The following is an 18,576-nucleotide window of genomic DNA, read 5'->3' as shown; positions in this document are numbered from 1 at the left end:
GATCGGATGTTGCGCAACAGGATGCGCGCCCGATGTGGACATGGCCTCCGCATGGAATTACATCGGAGCGACCAGCCCGAGGGAGCATTATGCCAAGCCTGAACGATATCCGCTCGACCTTTCTCGATTACTTCGCGCGCAATGGCCATGAGGTCGTACCGTCCTCGCCGCTTGTGCCGCGCAATGACCCGACGCTGATGTTCGCCAATTCCGGTATGGTGCAGTTCAAGAACCTGTTCACCGGCGTGGAGAAACGCGACTATGTGCGGGCGACCTCCTCGCAGAAATGCGTGCGGGCAGGGGGCAAGCATAACGATCTGGACAATGTCGGCTATACGGCGCGGCATCATACCTTCTTCGAAATGCTGGGGAATTTCAGCTTCGGGGATTATTTCAAATCCGACGCGATCCCGTTCGCGTGGGAGTTGCTGACCAAGGATTTCGGCATCCCGAAGGACAAGCTGCTGGTCACCGTCTATCACACCGATGACGAAGCGGCAGAGATATGGAAGAAGGTCGCGGGGCTTTCCGACGACAAGATCATCCGCATCCCGACCAGCGATAATTTCTGGCAGATGGGCCCGACCGGCCCTTGCGGCCCCTGCACGGAGATCTTTTACGATCACGGCGATCATATCTGGGGCGGCCCGCCCGGCAGCGCGGAGGAAGACGGCGACCGTTTTATCGAGATCTGGAACCTCGTCTTCATGCAGAACGAGCAGTTCGAGGACGGATCGATGCGCGCGCTCGATATGCAGTCCATCGACACCGGCATGGGGTTGGAGCGGATCGGCGCGTTGTTGCAGGGCAAGCATGACAATTACGACACCGACCTGATGCGGGCGCTGATCGAGGCGTCGGCGAATGTGACAAACTCCGATCCCGACGGGCCGGGCAAGGTGCATCACCGGGTGATCGCGGATCACCTGCGCTCGACCTCGTTCCTGTTGGCGGACGGGGTGATGCCGTCGAATGAGGGGCGCGGCTATGTGCTGCGCCGGATCATGCGCCGGGCGATGCGGCATGCGCATATGCTGGGCGTGCAGGAGCCTGTGATGCACAGGCTGGTGCCTGCCCTTGTCCGCCAGATGGGGGCCGCGTATCCCGAGCTGGGCCGCGCGCAGGCTATGATCGAGGACTCGCTGCGGTCGGAGGAAACCCGGTTCCGCAAGACGCTGGATCGCGGGCTGCGTTTGCTGGATGACGAGGTGGCGAAGCTGCCCGAGGGCAAGGATTTGCCGGGTGAGGCGGCGTTCAAGCTGTATGATACCTATGGCTTCCCGCTCGATCTTACGCAGGACGCGCTGCGCGAGCAGGGGCGGGCGGTCGATATTGCAGGCTTTGACGCTGCGATGGCCGAGCAGAAGGCTCAGGCGCGCGCGGCTTGGGCTGGCAGCGGCGAGACCAAGGACGCCGCGATCTGGTTCGAGTTGGGCGAGAAACACGGCGCGACCGAATTTCTGGGCTATGACAGCGAAGAGGCCGAGGGGCAGGTGTTGTCGCTGGTCCAGGACGGTGCCGAGATCGAGACCGCGAAACAGGGCGATGCGGTTCAGATCGTGGTGAACCAGTCGCCGTTTTACGCCGAGGCGGGCGGTCAGGTCGGCGATACCGGCACGGTACAGACCGAAAGTGGCATGGTGCGGATTTCGGACACGAAGAAATCCGGTGGCGTGTTCATCCATATCGGTGAGGTCACGATGGGCCAGATCAGCCGTGGACAGGCCGCGAAGCTGGAGGTCGATCACGACCGGCGCGGTGCGATCCGGGCGAACCACTCTGCGACCCATCTGCTGCACGAGGCGCTGCGCCGCACGCTTGGCGATCATGTCGCGCAGCGGGGATCATTGAACGCGCCCGACCGGCTCCGCTTCGATTTCAGCCATAATCACGCGGTGACGGCGGATGAGATCGGCAAGATCGAGGCCGAGGTGAATGATTTCATCCGCCAGAACTCCGCCGTGGAAACCCGGATCATGACCCCGGATGACGCGCGCGAGATCGGCGCGCAGGCGCTGTTTGGCGAGAAATATGGGGATGAGGTGCGCGTCGTCTCGATGGGCAAACAGTCCAATTCCGGTAAGGGCACGGATCGGCAGACCTATTCGCTGGAACTCTGCGGCGGCACCCATGTCGCGCGCACCGGCGATATCGGCATGTTCATGCTGCTGAGCGACAGCGCGTCCTCAGCCGGTGTCCGCCGGATCGAGGCGCTGACCGGGCAGGCGGCGCTTGAGCAGCTGCGCAGCTCGGACGCGCAGCTGGGTGAGATTGCCGGGCTGCTGAAGGCGCAGGCTGGGGATGTCGTGAACAAGGTCAAGGCGCTGTCCGATGAGCGCAAGGCGCTTGAGCGCGAATTGGCGACGCTGAAACGCCAGATGGCTATGGGCGGCGGTGCGGATGACGCGAAAGAGATCGCGGGCGTCAAGTTCATCGGGCGCAAGGTCGATGGTGTCAGCGGCAAGGAGCTTGCGCCGCTGATCGAGGAACTGAAACAGAAGCTCGGTTCCGGCGCGGTGCTGCTGCTTGCGGAATCGGACGGCAAGGCTGCGGTTGCAGCGGGTGTCACGCAGGATTTGACAGACCGGGTGTCTGCCGTGTCGCTGGTGCAGGCGGCGACGGAGGCGCTTGGCGGCAAGGGCGGTGGCGGGCGACCCGACCGGGCGCAAGGCGGCGCACCGTCCCTGGCTGCGGCTGAGGCTGCTATCGCTAAGGTTGAAAATATTATTGAAGAATCTCAATAGCGTGTATATTCTGACTGAGTTCTGCCCGCGGAGCTATGAGGCAGGTTTCCCGCCGGAAATCTCGGCGTTGCTCAGTCGGTAGAATCGCAGGATAGAAACGCCATTCTCTGTCCTCGCTAGTGAGCCACACCCTGCCGGGCCGTTGCCTTGGCAGGGTGTGTGCATATCGGGGTCCATCGGAACGCTGATATAAAATCAGCCCGCGAATGCCGGGGCTGGCATGCGGGCTGATACAGGGGTCTTGGGACCGGTATGCGATGGCCGGAAGGTCGGTGTTTTCTCGGTTTTAATATCGCTCAGGCGGCCATCGGTTGTATTTTCAGAACCAGGCGCGGTCGCGGAAGACGTAATAGACGATCCGGTCGCGGGTGATGCCCATCTTGGCGAGGTCTTCGTCAGATTTCGCCATCAGTTTTTCGATCTGTTTGCTGCGGGATTGCAGCTCCATATACCGCTCCATTGCGGCCATGAAGCGGCTGCCGATCCCGGAGAAGCGGGAACGCAGAGTTGGGGTGGAGGTGAATTCGGTGTGTTGGACTGACATTGGAAACCCTTTCGGCCTGTCGAATGGTTTCCTCCCATGAAGCTATAGTAACCTGAGCATTTTGCGGTATCCACGGTTTATGCTGCATAGCAGCATTGCATTTGCCGGTATCCGTCATAATCCTGAAAGGAAGTTCTGAAACAAGGCGGGGCGCTTTTCCGCGCCGAACGGTGGAATGCGGCTTTTCCCGCCGTGTTTGGATCACTATACCGGCACGCGGCATTTATGACCGCAGAAGGGAAGCAATATGGCCAATGTGGTGGTTGTCGGCGCGCAATGGGGCGACGAGGGCAAGGGCAAGATCGTCGACTGGCTGTCGGAGCGGGCAGAGATCATCGCCCGGTTTCAGGGCGGCCATAATGCGGGCCATACGCTTGTGATCGGGGAAGAGGTCTACAAGCTGAACGCGCTTCCTTCGGGTGTGGTGCGTGGCGGTAAATTATCGGTGATCGGCAACGGCGTGGTGCTGGACCCCTGGCATCTGGTCAAGGAGATCGAAGCGATCCGGGGCCAGGGCGTCGATATCTCACCCGAGACGCTGATGGTGGCGGAGAACACGCCGCTGATCCTGCCCTTCCACGGCGAACTTGACCGGGCGCGGGAGGCGCAGAACAGCGTCGGGCGGATCGGCACGACCGGGCGCGGGATCGGGCCGTGCTACGAGGACAAGGTGGGCCGCCGCGTGATTCGAGTTGCCGATCTCGGCGATGACGAGACGTTGCAGCTTCGCGTTGATAGGGCGCTTGTCCATCACAACGCGCTGCGCGCCGGACTTGGGCTGGAACCGATTGATCGCGAGGAATTGCTGAACAGCCTGCGTGAGATCGCGCCGGAAATCCTGAAATACGCCGCCCCGGTCTGGAAGGTGATGAATGAGGCACGACGGGCCGGAAAGCGTATCCTGTTCGAAGGCGCACAGGGCAGTCTGCTGGATATTGATTTCGGCACCTATCCCTATGTGACCTCGTCGAATGTCATCGCGGGTCAGGCGGCGACGGGCACCGGCATGGGGCCGGGCTCGGTCGATTTCGTGCTGGGCATCGTGAAAGCCTACACCACCCGCGTCGGCGAAGGCCCGTTCCCGACCGAGCTTGACGACGAAGACGGTCAGCGTCTGGGCGAGCGGGGTCATGAATTCGGCACCGTCACAGGCCGCAAGCGCCGCTGTGGCTGGTTCGATGCGGTTCTGGTCCGCCAGACCTGCGCCATTTCCGGCGTCAGCGGCATCGCCCTGACCAAGCTGGATGTGCTGGACGGGTTTGAGAAGCTGAAAATCTGCACCGGCTATGAAATCGACGGCGTGACCTATGATTACCTGCCGACCGCAGCAGCGCTTCAGGCAAAGGTGACGCCGGTTTACGAAGAGATGGACGGCTGGAGCGAATCGACCGCAGGCGCGCGAAGCTGGGCCGATCTGCCCGCAGCCGCGATCAAATATGTGCGCCGGGTTGAGGAACTGATCAATTGCCCGGTGGCTCTGCTGTCGACCAGCCCGGAGCGGGATGATACCATCCTCGTGACCGACCCATTCGCGGACTGATGTGATGCGTGTGCTGCTGACAGACGGCCATCCCGATGCTGACCGCCTGTCGGCGCATATGCTGGACATCTATCAGCAGGCGCTGCCCGAAAGCGCCGAAATCCATCGGCGCGCCATTCGCGATCTTACGTTCAACCCGGATCTCTCGCGCGGCTATGAGGACATCCCGGAGATGGAGCCGGATCTGGTCGAAATATTGGACCAGATCGAGGCCTGCGATCATCTGGTGCTGGCCTTCCCGCTTTGGTGGGGCGGCGAACCGGCGCGGATGAAAGGGTTCTGGGACCGCATCCTGCTGCCCGGACAGGCGTTTCAGTATCATGCGAAAGACCTGTTCTGGGACAGGTTGCTGAAAGGCCGCTCGGCCGATGTGCTGGTCTCGATGGACACGCCGCCCGCCTATCTGAAACTGGCCTATTTCAACCCTGTCGGCTGGCGCTATCGGCGTCAGGTGCTGGGCTTTGTCGGCTTCGCGCCGATCCGGCTCAGCTATTTCGGCATGGTCCGGCGGGGCGGGGCGGAAAAAAACCTTGAAAAATGGCGCGCCCGGATCAGGAAACTGGCGACAAGCGCGACCTCTTTGAAACGCGGAACGAAACTGACATGAATCTCAAGACCCGGAAGCGGCTGTCGCTTCTGATCCTGTTGCTCGGGCTTCCGGCCTATCTGATCGTCGCATGGGTGCTGCTGGCGTGGATCGACGACACCTATGGTCGTCCGCCATTCTGGGCGGAACTGCTGATCGTCATCCTGCTCGGCTTCGTCTGGATCATGCCGTTCAAGAAAATCTTCACCGGCATCGGCAAGGGCGAGGAGTGAGCGCGCCTGTTCTGACCTCTTCCGGCGGCGTGACGCTGATCGGCGGGGGCGCCGTGACGACCGAGGATATGGCGCTTGCCCGCAGCTACGCGCCGGTTCTGGTGGCGGCGGATGGCGGTGCGGATGCTGCGCTGTCTCTCGGCGTCGTGCCGGATCATGCCATCGGTGATTTCGATTCGATCTCGGCAGAGGCGCGGGCGGCACTTGGCCCGGATCGCCTGACTCATGTGGCGGAGCAGGACAGCACCGATTTCACCAAGACGCTCAGCCGCATATCGGCGGGGTTCGTGCTGGCCATCGGGTTCTCGGGGCGGCGGCTGGATCATACGCTGGCGGCGCTGACGGTGATGATCCGCCATCCCGACCCGCCCTGTATCATGATCGCGGCAGAGGATATCGTGTTTGCCTGCCCGCCGGAATTGTCGCTGCCGCTGGATGCGGGCACGCGGCTGTCGCTGTTCCCGATGGGACCGGCGCATGGGACCAGCACCGGATTGCGCTGGCCGATTGACGGGATCGCATTTGCGCCTGACGGGCGTGTCGGGACATCGAACGCGGCAACCGGTCCGGTCCGGCTGACGATGGACGGGCCGATGCTGGTGATGCTGCCGCGCGAATGCCTGGATCTGGTGATCGCGGCGCTTACCGCTCCCATGTCCGCCTGAGCAGGTTCATCCAGTTCTTCCAGGCGATTTTCTCGACGAGTTCCCCGCCATAGCCATGAGCGGCCATGGCGCCAAGGAAACCGGGCAGGGCGCTTGCATCGGCCAGATCATGCGGCATCAGCGCCCCGTCGAAATCAGAGCCGAGCGCCACGCCATCCTCGCCCAGCCAGTCCAGCAGATGATCGAGCTGGCGCAGATAGGGATCGAACCCGTCAAAGGGCAGGCGGCGGCCATCCTCCCGCACGAAACCGGCGGCGAAGTTCAACCCGACGAGGCCGCCTGTTTCGGCGATCGTCCCCAATTGCCGGTCGGTCAGATTGCGCGTCGAGGCAGCGACCGTATGCGCGCCCGAATGCGTTGAAACCAGAGGCGCGCCGCTGATCTTCGCGATGTCTTCGACTCCTTTCGCGTTCAGATGCGCAAGGTCGATCAGGATGCGCAGCCGGTCACATTCGGCAATGAGTTCTTTCCCCGCATCGGTCAGGCCCGGACCCGTATCGGGATCGGCGGGAAAGGCGAATGGCACGCCGTGGCCGTAATCGTTCACTCGCGACCAGACCGGCCCGAGCGAGCGCAGACCGATCCGGTGCCACAGATGCAGATCGTCGGGGTCGGCAATGCCCTCAGCCCCCTCCATATGCAGGATGGCGGCGATCCGGCCTGCCTCCTTCGCGGCGAGGATCTCATCGACGCTGCGGCAGATCGACAGCGTGCCGTCCCGTTCAAGCGCGTTCAGCCGGGCCGAGAGGCGGAACATATGCGCAGTTGCCCCTGCCACGTCGATCTTGCCTGCCAATGGCACCGCATAGGGTGGGTTTTCCTGTGCCGCATGCCAATCCGTCCTATCCGGCTCAGGCGGCGACGGTGCCCAGAGCGCGAAGAACCCGCCGAACATGCCCCCCTTGCGCAGCCGGGGCAGGTCGATATGGCCGCTGCCGTCGCCCTCTCGCCAGATCGCCAGCGGGTCTGCGCCCTCAGCCAGCAGCCGTTGCAGGAAATCGTTATGGCCGTCGAAAACCGGGATCATCATGGGCTCCGTCCTTGTTCCGGCGCATGCTGCGTCATTGCCGGAGGCGTCGCAAGCGGCTTTGCGCGGCGGTAAAATCATGTCAGGCTGGCGGAAATCATCCAGCGAGGGAGGGTGTCATGCCCCTTATTCAGCCAGATTTCGACGGTCAGACCGTCATCACCACATTTGAGGTCACGCCGGGCACCGCGCATGATCTTCTGGATGCGCTGACCGATGCGTGGCGGGATGTGATCAGCAAACAGCCCGGTTTCGTCGCCGGGGCCGTGCATCTGAACGATGCGCAGACCCGCATCGCCACCTATTCGCAATGGGCGCGGCGCGAGGATTATCAGGCGATGCTGCGCACGGAGGAGATGCGCAAGCGGAACCGCGAGATCAACCAGCTTTGCCGCAGTTTCGAGCCGGTCATGTACGAGGTGCAAAGCGTCTACGGCGCGTGATGCAGAATCACCGTGCAATGCTGAAAATGCGCCGCTAGGATCGCCCCAATCTGGGTAAAGGGGCAGTTCATGGCTGGTTATGTGATCACCGTCGCGCAGCAGAAGGGCGGATCGGGCAAGACGACGCTTGCGGCCAATCTGGCGGTTTCTCTGCTTGGGCGCGGCCTCAGCGTGGCACTGATCGACACCGACCCGCAAGGCAGCCTCGGTCGCTGGTTTATCGAACGGATGGAACGCCACGGCGAGGATGACGCGCTTGAATTCTCGACCTCCTCCGCCTGGGGGGCGTCCTATGAGAGCGACAAGCTGAAGAAACGCTTCGACGTCGTGATTATCGACACCCCCCCGAAGATCGACAGCGATCTGCGGCCCGCTTTGCGTGCGGCTGATCTGGTGGTCGTGCCGGTCGCCTCCAGTCAGGTGGATCTGTGGGCAACGGAGGGGGTTCTGGACCTTGCGCGTCGTGAAAAAGCGCCGGTTCTGGTGGTCATGAACCGCGCCCGCCCGAACACCCGTCTGGGCGCGGAGGTGGCGCAGAACGCCGCTGATCTGGGCGCGCAGGTCGCCGATACCCAGATCGGCAACCGTGTCGCCTATGCCGAGACGCTTGGGCAGGGTATCTCCGTTTGCGAACGCAGCGATGCACGGCCCGCGCGCGAGGAACTCGACCGCCTGACGGATGAGGTTCTGCGCCAGCTGGGCTAGGCTGCGGGGGAACTTTTCCTGATGTCATGACTTTGTTGACCACGGCCCGCCGATGGGCGGGCGTGAATCGCCTTCCGTGTCATTTGTTAACTGAGAAGGAGAATGTCATGAATATACTGAAAAAATCCGGAATGATCCTTGCGCCCCTGCTGCTGGTCGCCTGTACCGTGAACGAGGTCGATGAGATCATCGTGGTTGAGCAGGACCCGACGCCGGAGCCCGCTGATCCCTGCGGTGCCGAGAATTTTCAGCAATTCGTCGGTGAACAATCGCCGATGATCTCGCTGCCAGCCGGTACGGTGTTTCGCCATTATCGCAGTGGGGATGCAATCACCGCGGATCTCAACCCGAACCGGCTGAATTTCGAATATGACCGGACCGGCACGCTGGTCGAGGTCAGTTGCGGCTGAGCGATCAGGGCGGTCCTCTGGCCGCCCTGCTGCAACTTTTGCCTGCAACCGTTCACGGTTGCATTATCTTTGCGGGATCGGGATTGACCGGGACGGGCGGCTGATATTGTCTGAGGCAAAAGAGGTCTTTTCATGCGTTCGATTGCCGTCACCCTGTTTTCTGCGACATTCCTCACCGCCTGCACGCCGCCCGTTATCTCGCATCAGCCGCAGGCTTGCAGCGATGAATATCAATCGCTGGTCGGCACGAATATCGGTGCGACCAGCTTCCCGGCGGGTTTGCCATACCGGGTTTTGCAACCGGGTGCGCAGGCAACGCAGGATTACGAGCCTGCGCGGCTGAACCTTTATGTCGACGACAAGGGCTGGATCACGCGGGTTACCTGCGGCTGATCGCGTCAGCGGCGGCGTTTGGAACGTTTATTGCCCCCGCGTTGACCGGCACGACCGGCTGTCGAGCGGCCTGATTTTCCGACCGCCGCTTCTGCCGCTTCCTCGATCACCGATTGCCGGGCCAGCGGGTCGTCTGCGACGGCCAGATCGACGGCTTCCAGTCGCTTCACCTCGTCCCGCAGCCTCGCCGCTTCCTCGAACTCCAGATTTTCGGCGGCTTTGCGCATCTGGGCGCGCAACGCATCCAGATGCGCGGCGAGGTTCGAGCCGACCATTGGCTTGTCGATCTTGGTCGTGATCCGCGACTGGTCCGTATCGCCCTGCCACAGACCGGCCAGAACGTCATCGACATTCTTCCGAACGGTTTGCGGCGTGATGCCGTGTTCCTCATTATAGGCGATTTGCTTGGCGCGGCGGCGTTCGGTTTCGGCCAGAGCGCGTTCCATGCTGCCGGTGATGCTGTCGGCATACATGATAACGCGCCCGTCGGCATTCCGCGCCGCCCGTCCGATGGTCTGGATCAGTGAGGTTTCGGAGCGCAGGAAGCCTTCCTTATCCGCATCGAGGATCGCCACCAGCCCGCATTCGGGAATATCCAGCCCCTCACGCAAGAGGTTGATCCCGACCAGCACGTCGAAGGCACCCAGACGCAGATCGCGCAGGATCTCGATCCGCTCGATCGTGTCGATGTCGGAATGCATGTAGCGGACCTTGATGCCCTGTTCGTGCATGTATTCGGTCAGATCCTCGGCCATGCGCTTGGTCAGGGTCGTGACCAGCGTGCGCATCCCGTTGGCGGTGACCTTGCGCACCTCGTCCAGCAGATCGTCCACCTGCATCTCGACCGGGCGGATTTCAACCTGCGGGTCCAGAAGCCCGGTCGGACGGATGACCTGTTCGACAAAAACGCCGCCGGTCTGGTCAAGCTCCCATTCCTTGGGCGTTGCGGACACGAAGACCGATTGGGTGCGCATCGCGTCCCATTCCTCGAACTTCAGGGGCCGGTTATCCATGCAGGAGGGCAGGCGGAACCCGTGTTCGGCCAGGGTGAATTTGCGCCGGTAGTCGCCCCGATACATGCCGCCGATCTGTGGCACGCTGACATGGGATTCGTCTGCGAAGACAATGGCGTTGTCGGGAATGAACTCGAACAATGTCGGCGGCGGCTCGCCCGGGGCGCGGCCGGTCAGGTAGCGGGAGTAGTTTTCGATCCCGTTGCAAACCCCGGTCGCCTCCAGCATCTCCAGATCGAAATTCGTCCGCTGCTCCAGCCGCTGCGCTTCCAGCAGCTTGCCTTCGTCGTTCAACTGTTCCAGCCGCTCGCGAAGTTCGTTTTTGATCCCCTTGATCGCCTGTTGCATGGTCGGGCGTGGGGTGACGTAGTGGCTGTTCGCATAGATGCGGATCTGCTTGAAATCGTCGGTCTTGGCGCCGGTCAGCGGGTCGAATTCGGTAATCTTCTCCAACTCCGGCCCGAAGAAATCGAAGCGCCACGCCCGGTCCTCAAGGTGGGCCGGCCAGACCTCGACCACATCGCCCCTCACGCGGAACCCGCCCCGCTGAAACGCCGCATCCAGGCGGCGATATTGCTGCGCGACAAGCTGGCCGATGAATTCGCGTTGATCGTACATCTGGCCGACAACCATATCCTGCGTCATTGCCGAATAGGTCTCGACCGAGCCGATGCCGTAAATGCAGGACACCGACGCCACGATAATCACATCGTCACGCTCCAGCAGGGCGCGGGTGGCGGAGTGGCGCATGCGGTCGATGGCCTCGTTTATCTGCGATTCCTTCTCGATATAAGTGTCGCTGCGGGGCACATAGGCTTCGGGCTGGTAATAATCGTAGTAGGAGACGAAATATTCGACGGCATTATCCGGGAAGAACCCCTTGAATTCGCCGTATAACTGCGCCGCCAGCGTCTTGTTCGGCGCAAGGATGATGGCCGGGCGCTGCGTCTCCTCGATCACCTTGGCCATCGTATAGGTCTTGCCGGTACCGGTCGCGCCCAGCAGCACCTGATCGCGCTCCCCACCCCGCACACCTGCCGACAACTCGGCAATGGCGGTCGGTTGATCGCCTGCCGGTTCGAACTCCGTCTGCATGACGAAACGCCGTCCGCCTTCCAGCTTGGGTCGGGTGACCTCGGGGAAGCGGGTGACGGGAGCGTTTGTGTTATTGTGACCCATGACAGACTCGCGGCAAGAGTTCCGGTTGTGTTCACCTATCAGATCGGCGCTCGCCGCGAAAGTTCAACCCTTTCCGCCCGGGGATCGATGCCTTTCATCCATGAGGCTTGCAAGGCGGCGCACTCTGTCCGATAACATCCCCGCACCGATCTACAGGAGGCCAGCCATGCGTGTCCGCATCTATCAGCCCGCCCGCAATGCCATGCAATCCGGTATGGCCCGCACCCATAGCTGGGTGCTGGAATATCCGCAGGCCGATGCGCGCGATATTGATCCGCTGATGGGCTGGACCAGTTCCGACGACACGCAATCGCAGGTCCGCCTGCGCTTTGCCACCCGTGCCGAGGCTGTGGATTACGCCCGCGATCACGATCTCGATTACGAGGTGGTGGAGCCGCATAAGCGCAGCCAGAATATCCGCCCGCGCGGTTATGGCGAGAATTTTGCCAATGACCGGCGGATGCCTTGGACTCACTGACGATTGCGGCGGAAGACCCGCTTTCCCCCGATCTCGACCTTCTATTCGCCCGGCATGAGGCCTTCTGCCACGCCGATACGCCGCCGGAATCGATCCATATGCTCGGGCGGGAGGAGCTCACGGCCTCCGGGGTTCTGTTTCTGGTGCTGAGGCGCGGCGAGCGAGCCCTGGCGATGGTCGCGCTCAAGGAGATGGCCGATGGTGCGGCGGAGCTGAAATCCATGCATGTGCTGGACGAGGCGCGCGGCACCGGCACGGCGGAACGGCTTCTTGCTGCGCTGGAGCAGGAAGCGACGCGAAAGAATATCAACGCGATCTTCCTGGAAACCGGGGCGCAACCCAGCTTTGCACCGGCGCGCGCGTTCTACAAGCGGGCGGGGTATCGTGAATGCCCGCCATTCGCGGATTACTGGGCCGATCCGATGAGCGTTTTCATGACCAAGACGCTCAAGGCTTTTACGGGCTGAAGACACGGTTCGTTCACCTTACAGGCTTTGACCGGCTATTTCTGCGTGCTCCGGATTTGCGTGATTTGTCTGGGCGAATTGTGAAGGAATGATGAAGATTTATTCCGAAATGCCATTTCCCGGTGATTTTGAAGGTCGTTTCCGCTTAGGTTGAAAAGAAGTTGGCATCGCAGATGCCCTTGCCGCGAAAGCGCGCATCGTCGTGAGTTAATCCGTTCAGCCCTGTTTTCCCTAACTGAATTCGACGTATCGTCGATGCGGGCAGCGAGATATCTTATGGCAGGCGCCAGCATTCTCCATAAAACCAATGCCATGTGTTTCGGCGCTGATGTCCTGATCAGGACGAATGCGGGCGATGTGCCGGCAGGGGAACTCAAACGTGGTGATATGGTCGCGACCCGTGACGGGGGCTTTCAGCCAGTCCGAAGGACCGCGTCATGGCAGCTATCCATGCCGGATCTTCGCGAAAATCCACAACTTCTGCCCATCCTGATCCAAAAGAACGCGCTTGGCATGGGCCTGCCGACGCGTGACCTTGTCGTCTCTCCGGGGCAACGGCTGCTTGTCCGCTCCCAAATTGCGCTGAGCATGTTCGGCGTGTTCGAGGTGCTGACCGCTGCACGACATCTCTGCGACGTGCCGGGGGTCGAGGTGGCGGAGGATTGTCAGACCATCGAATATGTCCAGATCATGCTGGATGCGTGTCATGTCATCTTCGCGAATGGAATAGATGCCGAATCGATGGCTGAGGATGCGCTGATGAGGCAGCAACCTCGCCTGACGGACGAGACGCGGGTGATGGTTTCGGATTTGCCCCGTGCCGTTGTGTGGCCGGACACCGCGCGGCGAATGGCGGCGACCCGACCGGCGTCCAAACGTGCTTTGCGACATCGCCGGGTGAAAAGCGGCTGATCTTCTGAGCGCAAGTTCTCCGCCGGACGTGATGTCTAAGCAGGCCTTTCCCGTTGCGCTGCAGGATGTTTTCGGCCATCAACGGTTCCGCGCGGGCTCGTAGCTCAACTGGATAGAGCAGGGACCTTCTAAGTCCAAGGTTGAGGGTTCAAGTCCTTCCGGGCCCGCCAATAATTCCGGCATTGCGCGCGCCGCCGGATCGTCGCGTTCCCTCCTAAACCCCAAAACCTCACGGCGGGACCGTTTGTCGCGGTCGGCTTTGGTTTCACTTTGACCGAAGCTTGTGTAGAAGCGGGCCGCTGAACAGCTTCGCGCGGATAAATGAGACGAAACCCGACCAACTCGAAAGGCGCAGCGCGTCTTGTCGAAGGGGCTGCGCGCCGCGAGGCCGCTGTGGCGCACTGGCTGTTGATCCTGTCGGGGGCAATCTGGCCGGTGCAGGCGGCGCTGGTTGCCTGGTGCATAGGCGGTTGGGTGACGGGCGATCTGTCGCCGACGCCTTACGCCGCGAGCGGGTTTGTTGTCCTGTCTGTCCTGCGCGCCCTGATCGAGCGTCATGCGGCGGCTGTCTTGTTCCGCATCGGCGATGAGGTGCTGGCCCGCGAGCGCGCAGCCCTGATGACACGCGAAATGCGGGCGCGCGGTCCCGAAGCCTCGGCCTCGGTCGCGGCGCTGGTCACGGACAAGCTGCCGCTGCTGGTTCCGTGGATCACGCGCTATGAGCCGGCAATGGCGAGGGTGCGGGTTTTGCCGCTGCTTTATCTGCTGCTCGCCGTGGTGATCGCATGGCCAGCGGCGCTGATCCTTGCCATTTCCGGCCCGCTGATCCCGGTGTTCATGATCCTGATCGGCATCGCGGCGGAAGCAGCCTCACGACGGCAGTTGGCGGAAATCGGCAATCTGAACGCGCTGTTGATGGAGCGGTTGAGCGCTTTGATCGACCTGCGGCTTCTCGGCGCGACCGACAGGGCGGCGAATGAGTTCGAAACTCGCGCCAACGGGCTGAAGGCACGCACGATGGCGGTGCTGCGCATCGCGTTCCTGTCCTCGACCGTGCTGGAGCTGTTTGCGGCGATCGGCGTTGCCATGATGGCGGTCTATGTCGGTTTTTCGCTGCTTGGCGTCATCGGCTTCGGAAGCTGGGGCAACGGGCTGAGCGTCAGCGAGGGGGTGTTTCTGCTGCTTCTCGCGCCGGATTTCTTTCTGCCGCTGCGCGAGATGGCGGCGGCGTGGCACGACCGCGCCGCCGGGCTGGCGGTGCTGAGCGAACTCGACGACGCGGATGAGGCGACACGTCAACCCATTCTGGGGCAGGGCGCCCCGGCATCGCCGCTGGACGGTCCGCTTGATCTGCACCTGCGCGATGCTGTCGTGGCTCTGGATGGCCGGGAGTTGCCGCTGCCGGATCTGGACCTTTCGCAAGGCGAGGCCGTTGCGGTCACCGGGCCAAGCGGTTCGGGGAAAACCACCTTGCTGGCTGTGGCCGCCGGAATGTTGCCGCTGCAAGCGGGCGAGGTCGAGGTGGCAGGCACGCCCCTGACCGATGAGCGCGCCGATGGCTGGCGCGCGCGCCTTGCCGTGATGCAGCAAACCGTGTTTTTCCCGGATATGACTCTGTCTGACTGGCTGGGCGAGGGCGCGGAAGACGCGGTCAGACTTGCCCAGGCGGAAGGGGTTATCGCAGGGCTGCCATCGGGCTTGCAAACACGGCTTGGCGAAAATGGTGCTGGCGTGTCAGGGGGTGAGGCGCGGCGTCTTTCGCTCGCCCGCGCCATCGCGTCAGATCGTGAATTGCTGATCGCGGATGAACCGACGGCGGATCTGGACGAGGAAACCGCCGCCCGCATCATTGCCGCGATGCACGGCTTAAAGGCGCGCGGCAAGACGCTTCTGGTGGCAACCCATGACCCGGCGCTGATCGCGGCGATGGACCGGGAGGTCAGGCTCGGATGAGACATCTTCGCCCGATCCTGATGCGGATTTTCCGCGCCATCCCCGCAGGCGTCGCGGCAGGGGCGGCGCTGTCGCTGCTGGTGCTGATATTCGGTGCATTGCTGCTGGGCGTATCGGGATGGTTCATCACGGCGACCGGGATTGCAGGGCTGGCCGGGGCAGGGATCATGTTCGACGTGTTTCGCCCCTCTGCCGCGATCCGCTTTCTTGCCCTTGGCCGCACCGTGGCGCGTTATGGCGAGCGGCTGCTGACCCATGACGCAACGCTGCGCGCGCTGGCCATCCTTCGGGTTGACCTGCTGAAAGCCGCTGCGCACCGGCCCGCACGGGAGGCTGAGGCGCTTCGGACCGAGGCGGCGCTGAACCGGATTACGGCGGATGTCGATGCGCTGGACGGGGTGCTGCTGCGCCTGTTTCTGCCGCTCGTCACCGGGCTGGCGGTGCATGTGCTGGCGTTTTGCCTGCTGTGGTGGGTGGTGGGCCCGACCGTCGCCATTGCGGTCTTGCTGGGCTATCTGCCCGGGGCGGCATTTGCGCTGCTGCGGCTGATGAAGCGCGCGCAAACCCCGGCGAAGGCAGCGGAGGCGGCGCGGCAGGCGCTTCGCGGCGATTTCATCGGTGCCTTGCGCGACCGGCCCGCGCGGATCGTCCGGGGGGCTTTGCCAGAGACAGAAGCGGGGCTGTTGCGGCTTGACGAGGCTTCGCGCCGCGCCGCCGCCGATCTGGACCGGGCTGAACGTAACGGGCGCGCGGTTCTGTTCGTCCTGCCACATCTTGCTGCCGGATTGGCGCTGCTGGCTGGTGGCTGGATGATCGTACAGGGACAGGTCGGCGCGGCGGCTGCATCTGTCGGGTTTTTCGTGGCGCTCGCTTTGGCCGAGACGCTGGCCGCACTGCCAAGAGGCATTGCCGAGACGGGCCGGATGACAGATGCGGCGGAACGGATTGCCGCGATGCAGGATGTTCCGGCGTCAACCGAACTGCCCGTCCCTTCGGTCGATGCGACAGCGCCGGTCCTGCAAGTCGACCGGCCCGGTTTTTCCCTTCAGCCGGGGGAGGCGATTGCGCTGACCGGCCCGTCCGGGGCGGGCAAGACCACGCTTCTTTGGCAGATTGCCGGGCTGTTGCCGTCTGATCGAGATATCTCGCTGTGGGGCACGCCGCCAGATCGGTGGCCGGAACATGAATTGCGGCAGCGCCTGACGCTGGTGCCGCAACGAACCGCGCTGATTTCAGGCAGTGTCCGGCAGAACCTCGCCTTCGCCGGGACGGACGATCCAGAAAAAATGCAAACGGCCCTTGAGGCGGTCGGGCTGACGGCGGAGATCGCGGCGCGTGGCGGCCTCGACATGCGGCTTGGCGAAGGCGGGGCGGGGCTGTCGGGCGGGCAGGCGCGGCGTCTGGCCATTGCCCGCGCCATCCTGCGCCGTCCGCAGATTTTGCTGCTCGACGAGCCGACCGAAGGGCTGGACGCGGCAACCGCGAACCACGTCCTGCACGGCCTGGGCCGGGCCTTGCCGGAGGCTGCGATCCTCTGCGCGATGCATCGCCACGCGGATCATGCTATCTTCGGTCGAAATGTCGCATTTAAAATACAGGTTTGGTAAGCGATATACCGACTGCCGGGCTTTCCCTGCCTGCTGAGTAGCGGGAATCGCCCCAATCCGACCCACGCAAGGAGCCCGTTATGGAGCTGGACGTTGTCGAGTTATCGCGACTGCAATTTGCGCTTACCGCACTTTATCATTTCCTGTTCGTCCCGCTGACACTTGGGCTGGCACCGCTCGTCGCTATCATGGAGACCGTTTATGTCATGACCGGCCGCCCGATCTGGCGGCAGATGACGAAATTCTGGGGCTCGCTGTTCGGGATCAACTTTGCCATCGGTGTCGCGACCGGCATCACGATGGAGTTCCAGTTCGGTATGAACTGGTCCTATTACAGCCATTATGTCGGAGATATCTTCGGCGCGCCGCTGGCGATGGAGGGCATGATGGCCTTCTTTCTGGAGGCGACCTTCGTGGGGCTGTTCTTCTTCGGCTGGGACAAGCTGTCGAAACCGGCACATCTGCTGGTGACATGGCTGGTCGCGCTCGGCTCGAACTTCTCCGCGCTGTGGATTTTGATCGCGAATGGCTGGATGCAGAACCCGGTCGGGGCGGAGTTCAACCCGGTTACCATGCGGATGGAGATGACCAGCTTCTGGGAGGTGATTTTCAACCCGGTGGCGCAGGCGAAATTCGTTCACACGGTCAGCGCCGGTTATGTGACCGCATCGGTGTTCGTGTTGGGCGTATCGGCGTGGTATCTGCTGAAGGGGCGTCATATCGGACTCGCGCGGCGCTCGCTGACGGTGGCTGCGTCATTCGGGCTTGCTTCGGCGCTTTCGGTCGTCGTGCTGGGCGATGAAAGCGGCTATGACGCGGGCGAAAACCAGAAGATGAAGATGGCCGCCATCGAAGCGATGTGGGAGACGGAAGAACCGCCCGCCTCCTTCACGGCTTTCGGCATTCCCGATCAGGAAGCGCGTGAGACGAAATATGCGATCCACATTCCCTGGGTCATGGGGCTGATCGGCACCCGCAGCCTGACCGAGCCGATTATCGGCATCAACGATCTGGAAAAACAGGCGGCTGAGCGGGTGCGCAATGGCATCATCGCCTATGACGCCATGATGGAGATCCGTGAGGATCTGACCACTGATAACCCTGCGGCGCGGGCGCGTTTCGATGAATATGCCGATGATCTGGGCCATGCGCTGCTGTTGAAACGCTATGTTGAAGATCCAAGAGACGCGACTGACGCGCAGATCGCGCAAGCCGCGGAGGACACGATCCCGCGTGTCTGGCCGGTTTTCTGGGCATTTCGGATCATGGCCGGTCTCGGCTTCGCCTTTATCGGGACGATGGCGTATTTCTTCTACCGCTCCAGCTTCCGGCATCAGAGCTATCCCCGCTGGGCGCTCCGGCTTGCCGTCGTGATGGTGCCGGCACCGTGGATCGCGGCTGAAATGGGCTGGATCGTGGCCGAATATGGCCGCCAGCCCTGGACCGTGGATGGCGTTTTGCCGACGGCGCTGTCGGTCAGCCATCTTTCGGTCAGCGACCTGCTGCTGACGCTGGCGGGGTTCAGCATCTTCTACTCGGTGCTGTTCGTCATCGAGATGAGCCTGATGTTCAAGGCGATCCGCAAGGGCCCGACCGAGGATGTGGGCGCCACCGATGACTGGCTGCTGGCCCATAGCGCGCGGCTGTCCCCGAAACGTGAACCGGCGGAGTAAGACC

Annotated in this window: 18 protein-coding genes and 1 tRNA gene; 16 read left to right on the top strand and 3 right to left on the bottom strand. The window is 62.5% G+C overall.

What is annotated here, in order from left to right; genetic code table 11:
* Positions 1–89: 89 nt before the first annotated feature.
* The gene (alaS, locus tag PAF12_RS06730) at positions 90–2,744 is read left to right on the top strand and encodes an alanine--tRNA ligase (protein ID WP_271109383.1); all 2,655 of its coding nucleotides are present in this window, start codon (positions 90–92) and stop codon (positions 2,742–2,744) included.
* A gap of 319 nt (positions 2,745–3,063) precedes the next feature.
* On the opposite strand, the gene PAF12_RS06725 is transcribed toward alaS, so the two are convergent.
* Positions 3,064–3,288, bottom strand: coding sequence for a hypothetical protein (locus tag PAF12_RS06725; RefSeq protein WP_271109382.1), 225 nt, complete (start codon positions 3,286–3,288; stop codon positions 3,064–3,066).
* Positions 3,289–3,535: 247 nt separating this feature from the next.
* Between PAF12_RS06725 and PAF12_RS06720 the strand changes: the two genes are divergently transcribed.
* Genes PAF12_RS06720 through PAF12_RS06705 form a run of 4 tightly spaced genes read left to right on the top strand, consistent with a single transcriptional unit; the run spans position 3,536 to position 6,312 of the window.
* Positions 3,536–4,828: an adenylosuccinate synthase gene (locus PAF12_RS06720; protein ID WP_271109381.1), complete on the top strand. Its 1,293-nt coding sequence runs from the start codon at positions 3,536–3,538 to the stop codon at positions 4,826–4,828.
* A gap of 4 nt (positions 4,829–4,832) precedes the next feature.
* Positions 4,833–5,435: an NAD(P)H-dependent oxidoreductase gene (locus PAF12_RS06715; protein ID WP_271109380.1), complete on the top strand. Its 603-nt coding sequence runs from the start codon at positions 4,833–4,835 to the stop codon at positions 5,433–5,435.
* Positions 5,432–5,647, top strand: coding sequence for a DUF2842 domain-containing protein (locus PAF12_RS06710; protein ID WP_271109378.1), 216 nt, complete (start codon positions 5,432–5,434; stop codon positions 5,645–5,647). Before PAF12_RS06715 ends, PAF12_RS06710 begins: the two co-directional genes overlap by 4 nt.
* Positions 5,644–6,312 (top strand): thiamine diphosphokinase, encoded by a 669-nt coding sequence (locus tag PAF12_RS06705; RefSeq protein WP_271109376.1) that lies wholly within the window; start codon positions 5,644–5,646, stop codon positions 6,310–6,312. The genes PAF12_RS06710 and PAF12_RS06705 overlap by 4 nt, the downstream gene beginning before the upstream one ends.
* Here the strand turns inward: PAF12_RS06705 and PAF12_RS06700 are convergent.
* Positions 6,290–7,339 carry a dipeptidase gene (locus tag PAF12_RS06700; RefSeq protein WP_271109662.1) on the bottom strand — a complete coding sequence of 350 codons (1,050 nt, stop codon included), beginning with the start codon at positions 7,337–7,339 and terminating at the stop codon, positions 6,290–6,292. The two genes, PAF12_RS06705 and PAF12_RS06700, sit on opposite strands and share 23 nt — an antisense overlap.
* 119 nt (positions 7,340–7,458) lie before the next feature.
* Here PAF12_RS06700 and PAF12_RS06695 point away from each other — a divergent pair, with 119 nt between their 5' ends.
* From PAF12_RS06695 to PAF12_RS06680, 4 genes are all read left to right on the top strand, one after another.
* On the top strand, positions 7,459–7,782 hold the full coding sequence (locus PAF12_RS06695) for an antibiotic biosynthesis monooxygenase (RefSeq protein ID WP_271109374.1): 324 nt from the start codon (positions 7,459–7,461) through the stop codon (positions 7,780–7,782).
* A gap of 69 nt (positions 7,783–7,851) precedes the next feature.
* A complete protein-coding gene (gene parA, locus PAF12_RS06690; RefSeq protein WP_271109373.1) occupies positions 7,852–8,487 on the top strand; it encodes a ParA family partition ATPase in 636 nt (211 codons plus the stop codon).
* A gap of 107 nt (positions 8,488–8,594) precedes the next feature.
* Entirely contained in the window at positions 8,595–8,897 is a 303-nt protein-coding gene (locus PAF12_RS06685) for an I78 family peptidase inhibitor (RefSeq protein WP_271109372.1), read from the top strand.
* A 132-nt stretch (positions 8,898–9,029) separates the two neighbouring features.
* Positions 9,030–9,290 (top strand): I78 family peptidase inhibitor, encoded by a 261-nt coding sequence (locus tag PAF12_RS06680; RefSeq protein ID WP_271109369.1) that lies wholly within the window; start codon positions 9,030–9,032, stop codon positions 9,288–9,290.
* Between the two features lie 5 nt (positions 9,291–9,295).
* Here the strand turns inward: PAF12_RS06680 and uvrB are convergent, their stop codons facing one another.
* Complete coding sequence (uvrB, locus tag PAF12_RS06675; protein ID WP_271109367.1) at positions 9,296–11,482, bottom strand: excinuclease ABC subunit UvrB; 2,187 nt, start codon at positions 11,480–11,482, stop codon at positions 9,296–9,298.
* Between the two features lie 166 nt (positions 11,483–11,648).
* On the opposite strand from uvrB, the gene PAF12_RS06670 reads away from it, so the two are divergent.
* The 7 genes from PAF12_RS06670 (at position 11,649) to PAF12_RS06640 (ending at position 18,572) form a co-directional block, all read left to right on the top strand.
* Positions 11,649–11,960: an ETC complex I subunit gene (locus tag PAF12_RS06670; protein WP_271109366.1), complete on the top strand. Its 312-nt coding sequence runs from the start codon at positions 11,649–11,651 to the stop codon at positions 11,958–11,960.
* The gene (locus tag PAF12_RS06665) at positions 11,948–12,427 is read left to right on the top strand and encodes a GNAT family N-acetyltransferase (RefSeq protein ID WP_271109364.1); all 480 of its coding nucleotides are present in this window, start codon (positions 11,948–11,950) and stop codon (positions 12,425–12,427) included. Before PAF12_RS06670 ends, PAF12_RS06665 begins: the two co-directional genes overlap by 13 nt.
* A gap of 276 nt (positions 12,428–12,703) precedes the next feature.
* Positions 12,704–13,339 (top strand): Hint domain-containing protein, encoded by a 636-nt coding sequence (locus PAF12_RS06660; protein ID WP_271109362.1) that lies wholly within the window; start codon positions 12,704–12,706, stop codon positions 13,337–13,339.
* A 93-nt stretch (positions 13,340–13,432) separates the two neighbouring features.
* Positions 13,433–13,509: transfer RNA gene (locus tag PAF12_RS06655), tRNA-Arg, on the top strand.
* A 151-nt stretch (positions 13,510–13,660) separates the two neighbouring features.
* The gene (locus tag PAF12_RS06650; protein ID WP_271109360.1) at positions 13,661–15,292 is read left to right on the top strand and encodes an ABC transporter ATP-binding protein/permease; all 1,632 of its coding nucleotides are present in this window, start codon (positions 13,661–13,663) and stop codon (positions 15,290–15,292) included.
* Positions 15,289–16,899 carry an amino acid ABC transporter ATP-binding/permease protein gene (locus PAF12_RS06645; RefSeq protein WP_271109358.1) on the top strand — a complete coding sequence of 537 codons (1,611 nt, stop codon included), beginning with the start codon at positions 15,289–15,291 and terminating at the stop codon, positions 16,897–16,899. The genes PAF12_RS06650 and PAF12_RS06645 overlap by 4 nt, the downstream gene beginning before the upstream one ends.
* Before the next feature lie 80 nt (positions 16,900–16,979).
* Positions 16,980–18,572 (top strand): cytochrome ubiquinol oxidase subunit I, encoded by a 1,593-nt coding sequence (locus tag PAF12_RS06640; RefSeq protein WP_271109356.1) that lies wholly within the window; start codon positions 16,980–16,982, stop codon positions 18,570–18,572.
* Positions 18,573–18,576 lie beyond the last annotated feature (4 nt).

This window comes from Paracoccus sp. SCSIO 75233 (assembly GCF_027912675.1).
GTDB lineage: Bacteria > Pseudomonadota > Alphaproteobacteria > Rhodobacterales > Rhodobacteraceae > Paracoccus.
This window is presented reverse-complemented; position numbering and strand designations above follow the sequence as displayed.